This is a genomic window from Nonomuraea spiralis, assembly GCF_014648435.1.
Taxonomy (GTDB): Bacteria; Actinomycetota; Actinomycetes; order Streptosporangiales; family Streptosporangiaceae; genus Nonomuraea; species Nonomuraea spiralis.
The window spans coordinates 20,991-37,564 of sequence record NZ_BMRC01000042.1; the positions used below are offsets into that span (position 1 = coordinate 20,991).

Below are 16,574 nucleotides of genomic sequence, written 5' to 3' on the forward strand. Positions count from 1 at the left end.
AGGCAGAATGTCTAGCGCCGCTAGATTGACCATGTCCGCCACAGCCCGAAGATCGATAAGCGCTGACGACCGGCGTCCGGAAACTTCGATGAAGAAATCCGGGTGGCGGTGTCGGATCGGGGTGGTGGTGTTCGTGGCAGGGGTGAGGCCACCCACGAGGGGGCACCAGAGGAATCGCGATCGTGAAGCTGATGAAGGAGCACAGGAACGACTCGAGCGCGGTGCGCGCCGGCCGAAGTGCCTGCACGATGAACCACAATGTCTTGACACCACAGGAGATGATCTTCAGATGCAGTACCTGATTTCCGTGATCCACGACCAGGCCGGCCTCGCCACCCCGGACGAGGACGCGGCGATCGACGTCTTCAACGACCGGCTCCGGACGGAGGGCCACTGGGTCTTCGCCGGTGGGCTCGCCTCGCCCGACACGGCCACCGTCATCGACAACCGGGGTGCGGAGGCGCTGGTCACCGACGGGCCCTTCGTGGAGTCCAAGGAGTACCTCGCCGGCTTCTGGATCATCGAGGCCCCCGACCTCGACGTGGCGCTCAAGCTGGCAGCCGAGGGGTCGAAGGCCTGCAACCGGAAGATCGAGGTTCGGCCGTTCCTGTGAACGGGATCGACGTACGCGAGGCGGTCACCCGGGTCCACCGCGAGGAGTGGGCCCGGGTGGTCGCCGCCCTGACCAGGCGCTTCGGTGATCTCGACATCGCCGAGGAGGCGGCGGCCGAGGCGTTCGCGACGGCCGTGGAGCGGTGGCCGGCCGACGGCCTGCCGCCCAACCCGGGCGCCTGGCTGACCACCACCGCCACCCGCAAGGCCATCGACCGGCTCCGGCGCGAGAACAGACGCGACGACAAGCACAGGGAGGCTCAGATGTTGCACGACGACACCCCGCCCGAGCCGCTGGGCGCCGTCGACGACGACCGGCTCCGGCTGATCTTCACCTGCTGTCACCCGGCGCTGGCGGTGGAAGCGCGGGTGGCGTTGACGCTGCGCCTGGTCGGCGGTCTGACCGTGCCCGAGATCGCCCGCGCGTTCCTGGTACGGGGGACCACCATGGAACAGCGCATCACCCGCGCGAAGGCCAAGATCAAGGCGGCTCGCATCCCCTACCGGATGCCGTCCGCCGACGACCTGCCGGCTCGTGTCTCCGGCGTCCTGGCCGTGCTGTTCCTCGTCTTCAACGAGGGCTATCTGGCCAGCGGCCCCGGCACCGATCCCGTACGACACGATCTGACCACCGAGGCGATCCGGCTCACCCGCCTGATCCGCGCGCTCCTGCCGCGGGACGGAGAAGCGGCCGGGCTGCTGGCGCTGATGCTGCTCATCGAGGCCCGCCGTCGCGCCCGGGTCTCGATGAGCGGCGAACTGGTCCCCCTGGCCGAGCAGGACCGCGGGGCCTGGGACGCGGAACTGATCGCCGAAGGTCACCGGCTGGTGCGCGAGCGCCTGGCCGCTGCCGCCGCCGGGGTGGCTCCGGGTCGCTACCAGATCCTCGCCGCGATCAACGCGGTGCACACCTCCGCCCGCGACATCCGCGACACCGACTGGTCGCAGGTCCTGGCCCTGTACGACCAGCTCGTCCGCCTCGACGCCTCGCCGGTCGTCGCCCTCAACCGGGCCATCGTCGTGGCCGAGCTCGACGGGCCGGAGGTGGCACTGGCCATCCTCGACGGCCTCGCCGAGGTGCTGGCCGGCTATCACGCCTACCACGCCACCCGCGCCGACCTGCTGCGCCGGCTGGGCCGCAGTCTGCAGTCACGCGCGGCCTACGACCGGGCCATCGAGCTGGCCGGCAACACCGGCGAGACCGCCTACCTCACCCGCCGCCGCGACCAGCTGCGCTAGCGTCCGCGCTCGAAGATCGCACGTGACTCGGCTTCGCCTCCTCAGGGAGTCGGGGCCGGTCAGTGACCTGGACTCCGGTTTGCGCTGCCCTGGCGTGTCGGTCCGCGAACGTTACCCGGCGGCGGCGTCCAGGAAGATCGCGTGGGGCATAAACGCGTGCGGCTGCCTGGACCGCGGGCCGCCGCTGCGCGTACGTGTGGATGGGATCTGATGAGCAACGCGACTCCGCCGATCGGACCAGGGCAGTTCGAGACCGGTGACATCGGCAGGCTCTCACGGGACGTGAACCTGTTCCGCGGTGACGTCAACTATCCGCAGAAGCTCGTGCAACTGCCCGGCGTGCCGGGTGACGACACGCTCGCGGTCGGCGTCGCGCTGCACTACCGCAGCAACGTCAGCGACCAGGTCACCCAATGGAACCTGGACGCCCCCACCGGGATCGCCGGTCTGGGCTGGTACCTCGCCTGGGACAGGATCGAGGCCGTGGGCACCGGGTCCGTGAGCGCCGCCACCCGGTACGTCTACTGGTCGGCCGGTGTCTCCAACGCGCTGGTCGCGGACTCGACGCCATGGCCGCGGGTGAGCCTGGACGCGGCCGCCACCGCCACGCTCGCCGTCGGCACGGTGTCGGCGGACGTCGTGGCCGCCTTCGCCGCGCAAGGCGTGCCGCTCGACGCGGGGGCGACGGTCGCCGGCGGCGGCACGGACTGGACGATCAGCGACGACACCTGGGAGCGCGTGTTCTCGGTGGCGACGACCGGCACCGGCGCCGAGGTGTGCGACGGGGGCTCGCGCTTCCAGTTGCAGGACTACGAGTTCTGGCAGATCTCCTACTACGCGGACTATGAGAAATGGGAGATCACGACGGACTCCGGCGAGGTGCGGACGTTCGGCGGCGGGCTCGGCAGGACCGCGAAGCAGTATGCGACCAGCGCGGGCAACAGCGTCGAGTGGGCGGTCAAATGGGGCGGGCCGTCGGGCACGTGGACCGGGCCGTCGACCATGGCCACGGATCAGCAGCAGTACGCGAGGGCCTGGAACCTGAGCACGCGCCGTGACCGCTGGGGATCGTCGGTGTCCTACGCCTACAACGAGTTCCCCAGGGGCGCGGACGGCCTGCTCGGGAACAACGCCGAGCAGCTGGTCGGCACCGGCCTGCCGTACACCAAGGCGATCTATCCGACCAGCATCACCAGCGTCGCCGGCCAGGTCGTGACGTTCCGCTACGGCGACAAGACGTTCACCGCCGACGCGCAGGAGTACCTGGACCCGCACAAGCAACTGCAACCGGCCGGGGCGCCGGAGACGCCGCCGGCCGATCTCGGCGCGGCGAACGCCTATCAGGACCGCTACGAGACGCTCTACCTGAGCGGTCTCGAGGTGAGCGCCTCGACCGGTGCGCCGCTGTTCGCGGTCGACCTGGACTACACCGCGCCGCGGGTGGTGTCGACGACGCCGGCGGAGCTGTCGGCGACGGCCGTCAAGCGATATCTCGCCGGGGTCAGCGAGCGCAACGCCGCCGGGGCGACGCTGCCCGGCTACGCCTTCGACTACTACGTCGACGCCGCCGACGGCCCGAACCTCGGCGCGCTGCGATCGGTCACCCACCCGCAGGGTGCCGTCGCCACCTGGTCCTACGCCGAGTCCAGCCTGGACGTCTGTGATCGCGCCACGCCGGACATCGCGCCGGCGGCCGTGCTCGGCGCGGGCGCGACCCCGCTGGTGTGGAGCGGTGCGGACTACGTCGTGTCGGTCTGGCTCAACGCCGAGCGGACGATGGCGACGCTGGACGTGTACACGTGGCTGGGCCGCTGGTCGCACTGGTCCGGCGGCACCGTCTACGACGACCAGGACAACCCGCTCGACGCGGGCGACACCCAGGTCGTCACGGGCGACGACACGTTCGCGCTGGCACTGGTCGCCGAGGACGACAGCCAAAGCCACGTCACGCTCTGCAGCCGCACTCCGACGCGACCGGACCAGTGGGCGGCGACCGGCGTGCCGGCGCTGACCGGCGTGGCCACCCTCACCGCAGGCAGCGCCTTCATCGCCGCCGTACTGGCCGACGGCTCGTCCTACGACCTCTACCGGTGGGCGTGGGACTGGCGGACCGGATGGTCCGGGACGGACGAACCGGTGCAGAGCGGATCTTCGCCGCTGTTCGCGCTCGGCGCCGCGGAGTGCCTGCTGGTGGCCGAGACCTCCGTCGACGGCACCGACGTGTCGCTGGCCTGGCTGGACGGGTACGCGACCTGGCACGACGGCGACACGATCACGTTGCCGGGACACACCGTCGGCGACAACGACGACCATCAGGTGCTCTGGGACGCCGGCCCGTCGGTGGCCGCGCTGTCGTTCGCGGAGGGCCAGCCCGGCATGACGTACGGGGTTCAGCTGCTGCGCTGGGACCTGACCTACCACTTCACCGACACCGCCTACGCCGGAGGGCTGCAGGCGGAGCCGATCGACTCCGACCAGCCGGTGTCGTGGCCGCCCCAGCCGGAGGTGGTGGACGGCGCGTTCGTCGCCGTCCGCCAGAACCTGTTCCGCTTCGACGCGGGAACCTGGCACAGCACGAGTTTCGCCACCTCCGGCCAGGGGTGCGGCTGGCTCGCGTTCGCCTACGGCGACGACGTCGCGGTCCAGGTCGTCAACGACTACACCGACGCGGCCACCGAGCTGATGGCCTACGACCCGGACGGCGACGGGTTCGCCGCCCAGCCGACGCCGATCACGACGGCGCTGCCGCAAGGCGGCGACATCGAGACCCAGGGCTGGCCGTCCGCGTCGGGCGGGGACTTCATCGTCGCCCGCAACTCCGTCTTCTACCGGGGCACGTCGACGACCTGGGCCGAGCCGGTGCGGCAGCCGGTGTTCGCGCTGACGTCGACCTCGCAGCTGGCCACGGACGTCGACTCGCGCAGCATCGTCAACCAGGCGCCGGCCTTCCTGGCCTATCTCGTCAGCGACGCGGCGGTGGCCGCGGACGACGCGGTCCAGCTGCTCGTCCTGCGCAACGGGGGCGTGCTCCAGCCGCTGCCGGACACGCTCGGGAGCTCGGCGTACTACGTCCCGGGCGTGTCGCCGGGCTCCGCGGACGGCCAGTGGCCCGCCGGGCCGTTCTCCCTCGTCGCCTACGCCGCCACGGAGGGCGGGTTCAGCCAGGCGGCGTCCTACCGGGTGTACCGGTACGCCGGCCAGGCGATGAGCGGCCCGGTCACCGCCTACCCGGTCAGCACGCTGGTCATCGGCGACGGCTTCGGCGCCACGTACACCACCGCGTACGAGTTCGACGCGGCGACGGCGGCGTGCGATCCGACGGGGCAGGTCGTCAAGTACTACCGGTCGGCCGTGTACGACGGCGCCGCCGATGCCCGTACCTCGGCCTTCGGGCGCACGGTCTACTCCTACCTCAACGGCACCCTGCCCGGGGCGAGCGATCTGTGCTTCGACGGGCTGCTGCGGCAGACGGCCGCGTTCGCCGGCGCGTTCACGTTCGCGACGGCCATGTCGAGCACGCTCGGGCTCGACCCGGACGCCGCGCCCGGCCCGCCGCAGCCCGTACCCGACGGCCTCGCGCAGGCCTTCGCCGGCGCGGGCAGCACCCTGGGCAGCGGCGCCACGCTGCAGTACCTGCAGATCGACGGCGCGTACCGCTACTGGGCGGTGGCCGACCCGGCGTCGGGCCAGGTCTACAACATCGACTACACCGGCGACCCGAGCGCGCCGGACGCGGTGCGCGTCTTCACCGGGACGCCGGTGCACAGCCGCACGACCACGTGGACGCTGTTCGATCAGCGCGGCCGGTCGCCGCAGGATCCGGCCCCGCAGCCGATCTACGGCACCTACGTGCGCCCGGCCGAGGTCGTCGAGCGCCGGGACGGCGTGCCGATGACGACGACGCTCGACTACGCCACGATCGACCCGCTGCGCCCGTTCCTCGTCCCGGCTCCGTTCTCCGGCGGCGTCGTGGGCCGCGGCTGGCAGCTCACCACGATCACCGGGAGCGTCGAGACGCACGCCGAGCGGCTCACCTACGGCTACGAGCAGTATCCGGGGCTGCTCGCGGCGAACCTGCTGAAGCCGGTGGTCGCCGCGCTGCACACCGTGAGCGTCGACGGCGCCGCGACGGTCACCGTCAGCTCCACGGCGACGACCTGGTCGTCCTGGTCGCAGCCGGGCACGGGGCTGAGCGTCATGGCCGCCGCCCGGCAATGGGCGTGGACCGGCGACCCCTCGGGCGGCGATGACGGGAGCTTTCCGTTCGACGGCACTCCGGACCCGGCGTACTGGGTGACCACCAGCACCGCGACGGCCGTGAGCGCCCGGGGCGCGGTCTCCGAGTCCGCCGACCCGGCCGGGACGGTCCACGCGACGCTGGCCTCCGCCGACGGGCTGCTCGACATCGCGCATGTCGCCAACGCGAGCTTCACCGCCGGTCAGGCCGCCTACACCGGGTTCGAGACCTACGAGGACCTGACGGGGTGGACGCTCACCGGCGGGGCGGACTGGGACGACACCGACGCGCACACCGGTTCGAGCAGCCTGGCGCTGCCGGGCGCGGGTGCGGCGGCCACCCGCGCGGCCCTGTCGCCGAAGGCCGACCAGACCTACGTCTTCACCGCCTGGTGCAAGACCGGCGCGGGCTTCACCCCGGGCACCTCGGGCTGGACGTTCACCGTCACCGCGGACGGCACGCCCGCTTCCCAGTTCCTGCCGTTCCCCGACACCGGTGGCGCCTGGGCGCCCCAGTCGGCGGCGATCGCCGTGCCGGCGGGCGGCGACATCACGCTCACCATCGCGGCCGCGAACACCACCACGGCGGCGGTGCACGCCGACGACGTCACCGTGGTGCCGCTGACCGCGCAGTTCACCGCCCGGTCCTACGACGCCGCGAGCCGGCTGCCGCTGGCCCGCATCGACCGCGCCGGGCACACCTGGCACATGATCCGCGACACCTTCCTGCGCGTGATCGGCGGCACCACCTCGACGGGGGCGCCGTCGTCCCTGCAGCTCAAATACCTGTCCCGGCAGGGCAATCCGGACGGATTCGACTGCGCCGACCCCAACGGGTCGCTGGCGGTGAGGTGTTTCTCCGGCGGCAGCCACCAGACGTTCCGGGACGGGACCGGATGGCAGGCCGACTGGACGCCGTCGGCCGCCACGGCGTTCACCGCCGCCGGTGGCGTGCTCGCCCATCAGCCGTCCGCGCAGAGCGACTCGCTCGGCCACGCGGCGCCGCCCGGGCCGACGTACGCGCTCTACGTCGAGCTGGCCCCGCTCGGCGACGGCCCGCTCCAGCTCACCGACGACTTCGCGATCACGGCCGGCGACGACGCCGCAGTCACCTTCGACCCCGCCACCACGCAGTGGCGGCTCACGCTCGACGGCACGCCGGCCGGCTCACCGGTCTCCGTCACGGGCCCGCCCACGTGGTGCCTGCTCGTCCTGATCGGCGGACGGCTGATCTTCTACGCCGACGGCCGGCAGCTGTTCGCCGAGCAGACGCAGGCGGGCGGCGCGCCGGCCGTCGTCGTCGGCCGCAACGGGCTCGCCATCGCCAACCTCGTGCTCCTCGACGGCCCGGCGCTGCGGCTCAAGCACAGCGACGCGACGGGAGCGGCCCGCCAGGATCACATCCTGACGAACGAGGACTACCTGGTGTCGCAGACCATCCGCGACGGGCGCGCCCGAAAGATCGCGCGCACCGAACCGGCGCCGGGGCTGTTCGGCGGCGGCGCGTCCCTGCCGGTCCTGGCCTACCGCGGCGGGCTGGTCGACGTACCGGCCTTCCTCGCCGGGCTCGACGGCGACGCGACGATGACCGGGGACGTCGCCGACTGGTACGACGGGACCCACGACACCGACGACGGCGGTTACCCGTACACGCGCACCGTCCTGGAACCGGCGCGGCACGCCCGCCCGGTCGAACTCGGCTTCCCCGGCATCGACCACGCCGTCATCGACCGCGGATCGACCACGCCGGCCGCCCGGGCGACCGTCCAGTTCGGGTACGACGCGAACGAGGAGGCGCTGCCGTACGGGCTGAACCCGCCGGACGCGACGTTCCGGCTCACCACCCGCACGGGCCAGACGAAGACCGCGATGACCACGCTGCGCGACGCGAGCGGCCGGCCCGCCGCACGCTACACCCCCGCCGGCGCGGACGCGGCACTCGACACGGTCGCGCCGCAGTACGCGAACGGGACGGCCGACACCGTCACGGCGCTGCCCGACTCCTACACCTACAGCGAGCCGGCGCAGTCGCTCACCCACCGGGAGAACGCCGTCGGGCAGGTGGTCGAGGACCTCTCGCCGGACACCGGGACCACCCGCTACCTGTTCGACCGCGGCGGGCGGGTGCGCTTCGTCCAGGACGCGGCCGCGGCGGCCGCCGGTCTGTTCGCCTACCACACCTGGGACGTCCTCGGCCGGCGCCTGTCGTCGGGCACCGTCACCCTCGGCTGGGACTCCGGCTCGCTCCAGCAGTACGCCGACGAGCCGTCGTGGCCGGAGGACCAGACGGAGACGCCGTACCAGGTGACGCGGCGCTGGACGTACGACGGCGACGGCGGCGATCTCGCGGCGCTGGACCACGTCGTCGGCACCGTGGCGGTCACCGGCTCGGGCGCGTCGTCGTACGAGGTCGCCGAGAGTTTCGGCTGGGCGCCGGACGGCACGCTCGCGAGCCGGACGGTGCGGATGAGCCAGGGCGGGAGCACGCTCGGCACGTTCACCACCACCTACGAGTTCGACAACCAGGGCCGGGCCACCCGCGTCGGCTACCCGTGCGCGGCCGCCACCGGGCTCACGGCCGTGCGCTACACCTTCGACGGCCGGGACAACATCGTGGGCGTCGCCGACGACGGCGGCACCCTGCTGGCGTCCTACGTCTACGACCCCCGCGGGCGGCCCGTCACGCACACCTACCCCGGCGGCTGCGCCGGAGCGGCCTCCTACGACCCGCTCGGCCGGCTGGGCTCCCTCGCGGTCACGTCCGGAGAGACGGCCCTCTCGCTCGAACTCACCTACGACGCCGCCGGGAACCCGCAGACGCTCGTCGAGTCGATCAGCGGCGACGGCGTCAAGGACACCGCGGCCGTGCGCTACAGCCACGACCCGCTGCAGCGGCTGCTGAGCGCCGACGACGCCGACGGGACACGCACGGTCGGCGTCGGCTACACCACCACCGCGGGCCTGACCGACCAGAACGGCAACATCCAGACGCTCGCGCGCGGCGGCGGCGATCCGGCCCGCTTCGGCTACGCGGCGGGCACCAACCGGCTCACCTCGGTGACCCCCACCAAGGGAAGCCCGGCGACCTACACCTACCAGGCCAACGGCCTGCTCAGCCGGCGCGGCGGCGACGACCTCACGCTGACCTACCTGGACGCCACCGCCCTGCCCGCCACGATCACCGGCGGTACGGGCGGGACGACGCTGACCTTCGCCTACGACGTCAACGGATACCGCCGGGTCAAACAGTCCGCCGGCGACGACACGCCTGCGCTCTACGTGCACGCCGGCACACCGGGCCCGCTGCTCACCGTCGACGCGTCCGGCACCCCGACCGCCTGGGTGTACGGTCCCACCGGGCTGGTCGCGATGACGCGCGGCGGCCTGCGCCACACGATCGTGACCGACCACCTGCGTTCGCCCCGGCTGGTCCTCGACGGTGACAGCACGCTCGTCGCGGCCTACTCCTTCGACGTGTTCGGCCGTCAGGTGCTGGCCCACGAGCCGTCGCCGGGCTTCGTGCCGATGTTGTTCACCGGGCAGGAACTCGACGCCGAGACCGGCCTGTACGCGTTCCCGGCCCGCCTGTACGACCCGTCGATCGCCCGCTTCCTCAACCCCGACCCGGCCGGCCAGTACGCCAGCCCGTACGTCTACGCGGGCAACCAGCCGGCGCTGCTGACGGACCCGACCGGCGCGATGACCGCGATGGGCGAGGCCGGCATCGAGGCCGCCCTCACCCTGCTCATCCTGGCCACGGCGATCGCCACCGCCGGGGCGACCGCCGCTCTGGTGCCGGCGGCGTTCGCGGCCGAGGGCGTCTTCGGCGGCCTGGCCGCCGCGGCGGCGACGGGAGCCGGCATCGGCGCCGCCGGTGGCGGCATCATGGGCGCGGCCGGCAGCGGGCTCGAATACGCCGTGACCACTCCGCCGGGCAACTGGAGCGGTAAGGCGTTCGGCCTGGAGTTCGGCATCGGTCTGGCCGCCGGGGCCGCCGGAGGGCTGGTGACCGGCGGTATCAGCGGGGGGCTGTCGTCCATGCTGGAGCCGGCGGCGGCCGCCGGGGCGGCCGCGGCGCCGGGTGCCGAGTCCGCCGAGGCCGCGGGGGCTGCCGAGGCCGCGGCGCCGCCGCTGGCGCAGGTGACGCAGGAAGGCGGGGGCGCCATCGACGAGGTCGCGCCGACCGCGGACGCCGAGCCGCCCGGGGCGCAACAACAGGCCGGCGCGGCGCAGGAGCGGGCGCCGGCGCCCGCCCGGCCCGCCTCCGCCGCCACCCGCGCTCTGCAGTACGCGAAGCCGGGGCTGGTCCGCGGCCTGATCGCGGTGACGTCCGGCGGGCCCGGCGGCGCGGTGCAGGGGGCGGTGAAACAGGTGATGTGCAACGTGGCCGAGGACCGGCCGCTGCGCCAGGGCGTCGGCATGGAGAGCCTGGTCTACCTGGGCTTCGGCATGGGGACGTCGCTGCTGGGCGTGGTGGCCCAGAGCGGCGCCGAGTGGGGGGACATCAACGCCGGCACCCTCAAGACGGCCTGGACCAACGACCCATGGGCGACCGTCGCGATCCCCGCCCTGCCGCTGGTGCTCCTCGGCGGCGGCTACCTGTGTTACACGAATCTACGGTTCGGCTCCTAGGAGGAGTAGTGGCTCATCTCAGTGTCCGTACTCAGAAGATGCCCTCGGGCAACGCCTTCGCGTCGCCGGTCGTGTTCGACTTCAGCGGCGACATCGGCCAGGGCGAGCAGATCCTCGCCTACGGCGTCGCGCTGAGCGGCTTCCTGCTCAATTACGTGACCAACTCGGTGGACTGGGCCGAACCGGTGGGAGCCGTCGGCGCGTCCCTGACGCCCAGCCTGTTCGGCGACACCGTCGTCCTGGGCGGCAACGTCATGCTCACCGACTACCACGGCGACACCGCGCGCTGCTTCTGGGACGGGGAGTCGGACCCCGCCAGCGTCGTGCAGGCGACCGCGCTGGCCGTGATCGGCACCTCCACCACGACCGCGGTCTGCGGAACGACCTTCGGCCTGAAGTCCGGCGCGGACTCGCCGCCGATCTACGTCCCCGACGGCGCCGAGAACCTGGCGTTCCTCTCCGGGTTCTCCGTCGCCAGCGCCACCGGCTCGCGCGGCTACATCGGCGGCCTCACGCTGAGCTCGGGCGTCTCCTCGCCGCTGAACGACCAGGTGCAGGTCAACGGCACCACCGCCCTGACGGACTTCCAGTCCGACGGGACCGTCGACGTCGGCCTGCTGTCCTACCTCCCCGACCTGACGGGCTTCGACGTGGCGCGGACGGTGGACGTGAACTGGTCCGCTCCCGACAAGGAGAACGGCATGACGGGAACGTTCCAGGCGACGTTCACCATCCCCGACGGCTACTCGCAGATCGCGAACGCGGCCATCCTGCTCCAGGACGTCACGATCGTCTACGGGGACACCACCACTCTGGAGCTCATCGGGGCGATGCAGTCGTCCGACCTGACCATCTCCGGCGCCCAAGTCTCGGGAAGTTTCATCCTCAACATCTACAACCCGGACTGGGGCGCCAGAACCTACATCACCTCAGACAGCACCGCGACGCTGGCCGTCATCGCCCAGTTCGCCTGACAGGAGCGCTACCATGCCGATCGCCATCCAGACGCAGAAGATCACTGGCAGCAACTCGGGGACCTTCACCTTCACCGACACGGTGGGCCCCTTCGTCTACGCGCTGAATTACCTGAACTGGCAGACGCAGCCGCCCAACGCGCAGATCCAGAACATCGGCGTGTCCCTTCAGGTGGGCAGCGACGCCGAAGCGGACCCGGCGACCGTCATCATCGACCAGACCCTGCTCATGGACGACGTCGACCCCTCCGAGTCCTACACCTACGTCACGGTCGTCGCCTGGATCGGCTCGGACGATCCGCCGGGGCTCATCATGCAGAACCAGCACGGGATCCCGGTCGACCAGATGTCGTCGCAGGCGGCGCAGAAGCCGTTGCCGACGTCGTATCCGCCGGTGTACGCGGTCGCGGCCATCTCCGGCTTCTCCTACACCTTCGCCGAAGACGACTCCGACTTCCTGAGTCTCGGCGTCGGCGTGGGCGTCACGTACCCGCTCACGTCGCGCACACCCGCGGTGTCGGCGGTCGCCACCGGCATCTGGACCGGCGACTCGGCCTTCTCGGGCACGGTCGACGCCGCCGTCATCGCGATGACCCCCGAAGGAACCGGCCTCGGCCTCGGCCTCGCCTACCTGCCCAACGCGGCCCCCGTGACCCAGACCATCGGGCCGCTGCCCGCCCTCGGGGGCGCGAGCGTGGCCTCGGCGGCCTTCCTGCTGCAGTCGTTCTGGCCCCAGTTCGACCCCACGCTCGATCCCACGCCGGACATCTCGCAGATCTGCTTCGGAGTGTCCCCGACGTCGGTGAGGCTCAACGACCCGGACGTCGGGGACGTGACCGCCGTCTCCGAGCAGGGACTCCAGGACAATGACTACAACGGGTCGGGGTCGACGGTCACGGCCTCGAACGCGCTCGTGAACTACCTCCTCGTGGAATGCTCATGACCCTTCCGCAGGGAGTCCGGCAGCACCGGGCAGGACCACGAGGACGTCGCCGGGATGCTCCGCCAGAGTGTTGAGACGGTCGGGAACGTCGGCGGGGCGCGAGCCGGTTGCGGCCCGGCTCAGGGCATCCAGTTCTGCGCCCAGTACTCAATGGTCTGCTTGCGGTTGAGCACGAAGGTGGCGCGGTAGGTGCCGCCGATTTTCCGCGTTGTGAACGCGAACGTAGCCGTTGGCGCCGGTGCATCCCATTTGCCGTCCTTGGCGTGCTCTTCACGTTCTCGGTGACCCTGGGCGCCTGCGTCGCGCTCACGGGCGTCGAGAACGAGGTGAGACCCAGCGTCAGCGTTGCCGCACAGGCCAGGCCGGCCATCGGCGCCTTGATGGCGACTTGCCGATCGCGAATTCCGACTGGCCCGGCTGCGGCGTCGTCTGAGGGCGAGATTCATGGAACTTTGTCGGCGTTCATGGCAATTACTCGTGTCATGTTCGAGGACATCCGAGAGGCGACAGATGCGACACGAGAGCCAGGCGGCTCCCTCCTCCTGGCCCCACACTGCCGAGGGCCCGTCGCCCTGGCACGAATCCGAGCGGTTCGCCATCCTGTTCACCCGTCACGCCCCCGAGCTGAAGCGCTACGTCATCCGGCGCCTGGGCCCTGAGCCTGCCGACGACATCGTGGCCGAGACCTTCGCCGTGGCCCTGCAGCACCTGGCGTCGTACGACGGCAGCAAGGGCAACGAACGGTCCTGGCTCTACGGGATCGCCACCAACCTCGTCAGCAGGCACCGGCGCCGCGAGATCGGCCTGTACAAGGCGCTGAGCCGCACCGGCGCCGACCCTGTGATCGAGCCGTTCACGGACGAGGTGGACCGGCGGGTGAGCGCGGGCGTGGCGAACAGGCGGCTGGCGAAGGCGCTGGCCGGGCTCTCCCAGGCGCACCGGGACACGTTGCTGCTGGTGGTCTGGGCCGAGCTGACGTACGACGAGGCCGCGGCGGCGCTCGACGTGCCCGTGGGGACCGTCCGGTCGCGGGTGAACAGGGCGAGGGCCAAACTGCGCCGGGTGCTGTCCGACGCCGATCCGGAAGAGGGGTAGACCATGGTCAACGAGATCGAGATGCTGCGCCAGATGCGTGACGAGGTTCCCGAGCAGCCGGACGTGTCGGAGGTCCGGCTCAGGATGACCGTGTACTTGGAGCAGGCTCCCGCGCGACGGCCGCGACCCGCGTACCGGCTGAGGTTCGGGCTCGCGCTGGCCACAGCGGGTGTGCTGGCGGCCGCGACCGCGGCGGTCCTCGTCCCGGACCGCGGGGGCGAGCCGGAGACGCGGCCGACCTCGCCGAGCGCGGCGACGGTGCTGGAACGGGCCGCGCTCATGGCGACCCGGAGCACACCCGTCGAGATCAGGCCCGACCAGTGGTTCTATCTCAAGGAGTCGCAGCACATGGGAGCCGATCTGCCGACGTTCGAGAGCTGGGACCGCATGGACGGGACCAGGTCGGCGCTGCGCCCGGAGGGCCGGGAGCTGAAGGTGGGCCCGGCCGAGAAGGGACCGACGACCGTGCGGCGCACCCAGCAGGAGGTGGCGGCCCTGCCCACGGACCCCGACGCGCTGCTGCGATACGTCCGTGGCGACGTTCCGGAGCGTGCGCCGTTGTCGATCTGCGGACCGTCCTGCCCGCCCGAGATCGCGCAGGACGCCAAGGCGTTCGGGACGATCGGGTGGTACCTGAAGTTCGGGCCCGTGATCCCGCAGGACACGGCCGCGGCCATGTTCCGGGCGCTGGCGAAGATCCCGCACGTCTCCGTCGAGGAGAACGCCACGGACATGGACGGCCGCCTCGGCGTCGGCGTGGTCTTCGACGCGGGCGAATCCGGCAAGCTCTACTACGTGCTCAATCCGGGCGACTACCGCTACATGGGGGTGAAGACCGTACGCGACGGTCAGAGCATGGGGATGTCCGTGCTCGGCTCGGGGGTCGTGGACCGGGCGGGGGACACGCCCTGAGTCAGTGCCGGTCGATCAGGGCACGGGCGCTCGCAGCGTCCCCGGTCAGTGGTGGAGCGCCTCGCCCGCGGCGGTGACGGCTGCGGGCTTCAGCCGCCCGGCTGGACCAGGCCGCTCTCGTAGGCCAGGATGACGAGCTGGACGCGGTCGCGTACCGCCAGCTTGGCGATGGCTCTGGTGATGTGGGTCTTGGCGGTGAACGGGCTGATCGTGAGACGTTCGGCGATCTCCTCGTTGGACAGGCCGAGCGCGACCAGGTGAACCACCTCCCGCTCCCTGGAGGTGAGGACGTCCAGCCGCTGCCGGGCGACGGCGGCTGGCCCCCGCAAGGCGGCGAATCGTTCCACCACCCTGCGGGTGGCGTCCGGGGACAGCAGCGCGTCGCCGGCGGCGACGGCGGCGACCGCGCGACGCAGTTCGCTTGGTTCGATCTCTTTGGTGAGGAAGCCGCTGGCGCCGGCGCGCAGCGCGCCGAAGAGGTGGTCGTCGGTGTCGAACGTGGTCAGGATGATCACGCGGCAGCCGGGGACGGCCGGGTCGGCGATGATGCGGCGGGTGGCGGTGATGCCGTCCATGCCCGGCATCCGGATGTCCATGAGAATCACGTCGGGGCGGGTGGCCGTGGCCAGCCGTACGGCCTCGTCACCGGTGGCGGCCTCGCCGACGACGGCGATGTCCCGGGTGCGGGACAGCAGTCCGCGGAAGCCGGCCCGTACCAGGGAATGGTCATCGGCGAGGAGCACCTTGATCGTCATGCTGGTGAGCGTGCCACAGGAATCTCCGCCCTCACCGAGAAACCCCCGGGCGTCGATCCCACGGTGAGCGTGCCTCCCAGGGGGCTCACCCGTTCCCGCATGCCGGCCAGCCCGTGCCCCTCGACGATCTCCGCACAACCCCGGCCGTCGTCCTTGATCTCAAGGGTGACAGAGGACGGCCCATAGTCGATCGTCACTTCGGCCTGGGTTGCCGCCGAATGCTTGAGCGTGTTGGTGAGCGCCTCCTGGACGACGCGGAACGCGGCCACGGCCGGTGCGCCGAGGACGGATGAGGGGTCGCCGCGCTGAGCGAGGATCACGTGCAGCCCGGCGGCGCGGGCGTCCGCGATGAGCGTGCCCAGGGAAGCGAGATCGCGCTGAGGGACGGTGTCGTCGGAGCCGTCACGCAGGACGCCGATGAGGGAGTTGAGCTCCGCCATCGCCCGGTTCCTGACCTCCTTGGCCACGTGCAGCGCGGCCGCGGCCTCCTCCGGGGCTTCTTGGAGGGTGTCGGCCGCGAGGTTGAGATGGACGCCGACCGCCGCCAGGGTGTGGGCGACGATGTCGTGCACCTCGTGGGAGGCGCGGAGCCGTTCCTCGGCGGCGCGAGCACGACTGTCGGTCTCGCGCAGTTGCTCACGCCATCGCATGACGGCGGCGTGGCTCAGGCCCGCGCCGATGAGAGCGGCCAGCAGCAGTCCCTCACCGGCGACGTGGATGACGAAGCGGCCCGTGTTCTTCTGGAGCACCCACCAGAAGTCGGCGGTGGCGTAGACGAGTTGGGCGACACCGATGACCGCCACCCACCGTACGCGCGCCGTGCAGGCGGCGCTGAAGTAGGCGGCCGATGCCGGCCAGATCCAGCCACCTTCGAAGTGGCTGTTGCAGCGGTAGACGAAGACGGCACCGATCGACAGGATCAGCACGGTCATCGGCCGGCGGCGCCTGAAGAACAGCAGCGCACCGAGGAACAACGCGAGGGGGATGAGACCTTGCCAGGGTGACTCGCGGACCTCGGCTGCCATGACCCCGGTGACGACGCCGACGACGGTGAGGGCGGCGAGCGCCAGATCACCCCGCCGAGCGGAGTGCCGCACCGACGTCGGCACGCGTTGTGAGAACTGCGGACTCATCGGGACCCTTGCCTTCTTCATGACGGGCTTGCTGCGGTTCGCC

At 71.6% G+C, this 16,574-nt stretch carries 10 protein-coding genes; 7 read left to right on the plus strand and 3 right to left on the minus strand.

Features of this window, described 5'->3' with window-relative positions:
* The first annotated feature begins 289 nt into the window (after positions 1–289).
* From IEZ27_RS48725 to IEZ27_RS48745, 5 genes are all read left to right on the plus strand, one after another.
* Complete coding sequence (locus IEZ27_RS48725) at positions 290–613, plus strand: YciI family protein (protein WP_189653485.1); 324 nt, start codon at positions 290–292, stop codon at positions 611–613.
* Positions 610–1,851, plus strand: a complete 1,242-nt coding sequence (locus IEZ27_RS48730) for an RNA polymerase sigma factor (protein WP_189653486.1) — start codon at positions 610–612, stop codon at positions 1,849–1,851. Before IEZ27_RS48725 ends, IEZ27_RS48730 begins: the two co-directional genes overlap by 4 nt.
* Positions 1,852–2,061: 210 nt before the next feature.
* Positions 2,062–10,719, plus strand: coding sequence for an RHS repeat domain-containing protein (locus IEZ27_RS48735; protein WP_189653487.1), 8,658 nt, complete (start codon positions 2,062–2,064; stop codon positions 10,717–10,719).
* A gap of 8 nt (positions 10,720–10,727) precedes the next feature.
* Positions 10,728–11,693 carry a hypothetical protein gene (locus IEZ27_RS48740; protein WP_189653488.1) on the plus strand — a complete coding sequence of 322 codons (966 nt, stop codon included), beginning with the start codon at positions 10,728–10,730 and terminating at the stop codon, positions 11,691–11,693.
* Between the two features lie 13 nt (positions 11,694–11,706).
* Positions 11,707–12,636 carry a hypothetical protein gene (locus IEZ27_RS48745; RefSeq protein WP_189653489.1) on the plus strand — a complete coding sequence of 310 codons (930 nt, stop codon included), beginning with the start codon at positions 11,707–11,709 and terminating at the stop codon, positions 12,634–12,636.
* A 119-nt stretch (positions 12,637–12,755) separates the two neighbouring features.
* On the opposite strand, the gene IEZ27_RS48750 is transcribed toward IEZ27_RS48745, so the two are convergent.
* Positions 12,756–13,082, minus strand: coding sequence for a hypothetical protein (locus IEZ27_RS48750; protein WP_189653490.1), 327 nt, complete (start codon positions 13,080–13,082; stop codon positions 12,756–12,758).
* A gap of 64 nt (positions 13,083–13,146) precedes the next feature.
* On the opposite strand from IEZ27_RS48750, the gene IEZ27_RS48755 reads away from it, so the two are divergent.
* Both IEZ27_RS48755 and IEZ27_RS48760 read left to right on the plus strand, forming a co-directional pair.
* A complete protein-coding gene (locus IEZ27_RS48755; protein ID WP_189653491.1) occupies positions 13,147–13,731 on the plus strand; it encodes an RNA polymerase sigma factor in 585 nt (194 codons plus the stop codon).
* A gap of 3 nt (positions 13,732–13,734) precedes the next feature.
* Positions 13,735–14,643 (plus strand): CU044_5270 family protein, encoded by a 909-nt coding sequence (locus tag IEZ27_RS48760; protein WP_189653492.1) that lies wholly within the window; start codon positions 13,735–13,737, stop codon positions 14,641–14,643.
* An 89-nt stretch (positions 14,644–14,732) separates the two neighbouring features.
* On the opposite strand, the gene IEZ27_RS48765 is transcribed toward IEZ27_RS48760, so the two are convergent.
* Entirely contained in the window at positions 14,733–15,398 is a 666-nt protein-coding gene (locus tag IEZ27_RS48765) for a response regulator (protein WP_189653493.1), read from the minus strand.
* Positions 15,395–16,531 (minus strand): sensor histidine kinase, encoded by a 1,137-nt coding sequence (locus IEZ27_RS48770; RefSeq protein WP_189653494.1) that lies wholly within the window; start codon positions 16,529–16,531, stop codon positions 15,395–15,397. The genes IEZ27_RS48765 and IEZ27_RS48770 overlap by 4 nt, the downstream gene beginning before the upstream one ends.
* Between the last annotated feature and the right edge of the window lie 43 nt (positions 16,532–16,574).

Bases quoted from the DNA above. Each gene is read 5' to 3' on its own strand.
- IEZ27_RS48725 (WP_189653485.1), top strand. From the start codon at position 290: ATGCAGTACCTGATTTCCGTGATCCACGACCAGGCCGGCCTCGCCACC.
- IEZ27_RS48735 (WP_189653487.1), top strand. From the start codon at position 2,062: ATGAGCAACGCGACTCCGCCGATCGGACCAGGGCAGTTCGAGACCGGT.
- IEZ27_RS48745 (WP_189653489.1), top strand. From the start codon at position 11,707: ATGCCGATCGCCATCCAGACGCAGAAGATCACTGGCAGCAACTCGGGG.
- IEZ27_RS48750 (WP_189653490.1), bottom strand. From the start codon at position 13,082: ATGAATCTCGCCCTCAGACGACGCCGCAGCCGGGCCAGTCGGAATTCG.
- IEZ27_RS48755 (WP_189653491.1), top strand. From the start codon at position 13,147: ATGCGACACGAGAGCCAGGCGGCTCCCTCCTCCTGGCCCCACACTGCC.
- IEZ27_RS48760 (WP_189653492.1), top strand. From the start codon at position 13,735: ATGGTCAACGAGATCGAGATGCTGCGCCAGATGCGTGACGAGGTTCCC.
- IEZ27_RS48765 (WP_189653493.1), bottom strand. From the start codon at position 15,398: ATGACGATCAAGGTGCTCCTCGCCGATGACCATTCCCTGGTACGGGCC.
- IEZ27_RS48770 (WP_189653494.1), bottom strand. From the start codon at position 16,531: ATGAGTCCGCAGTTCTCACAACGCGTGCCGACGTCGGTGCGGCACTCC.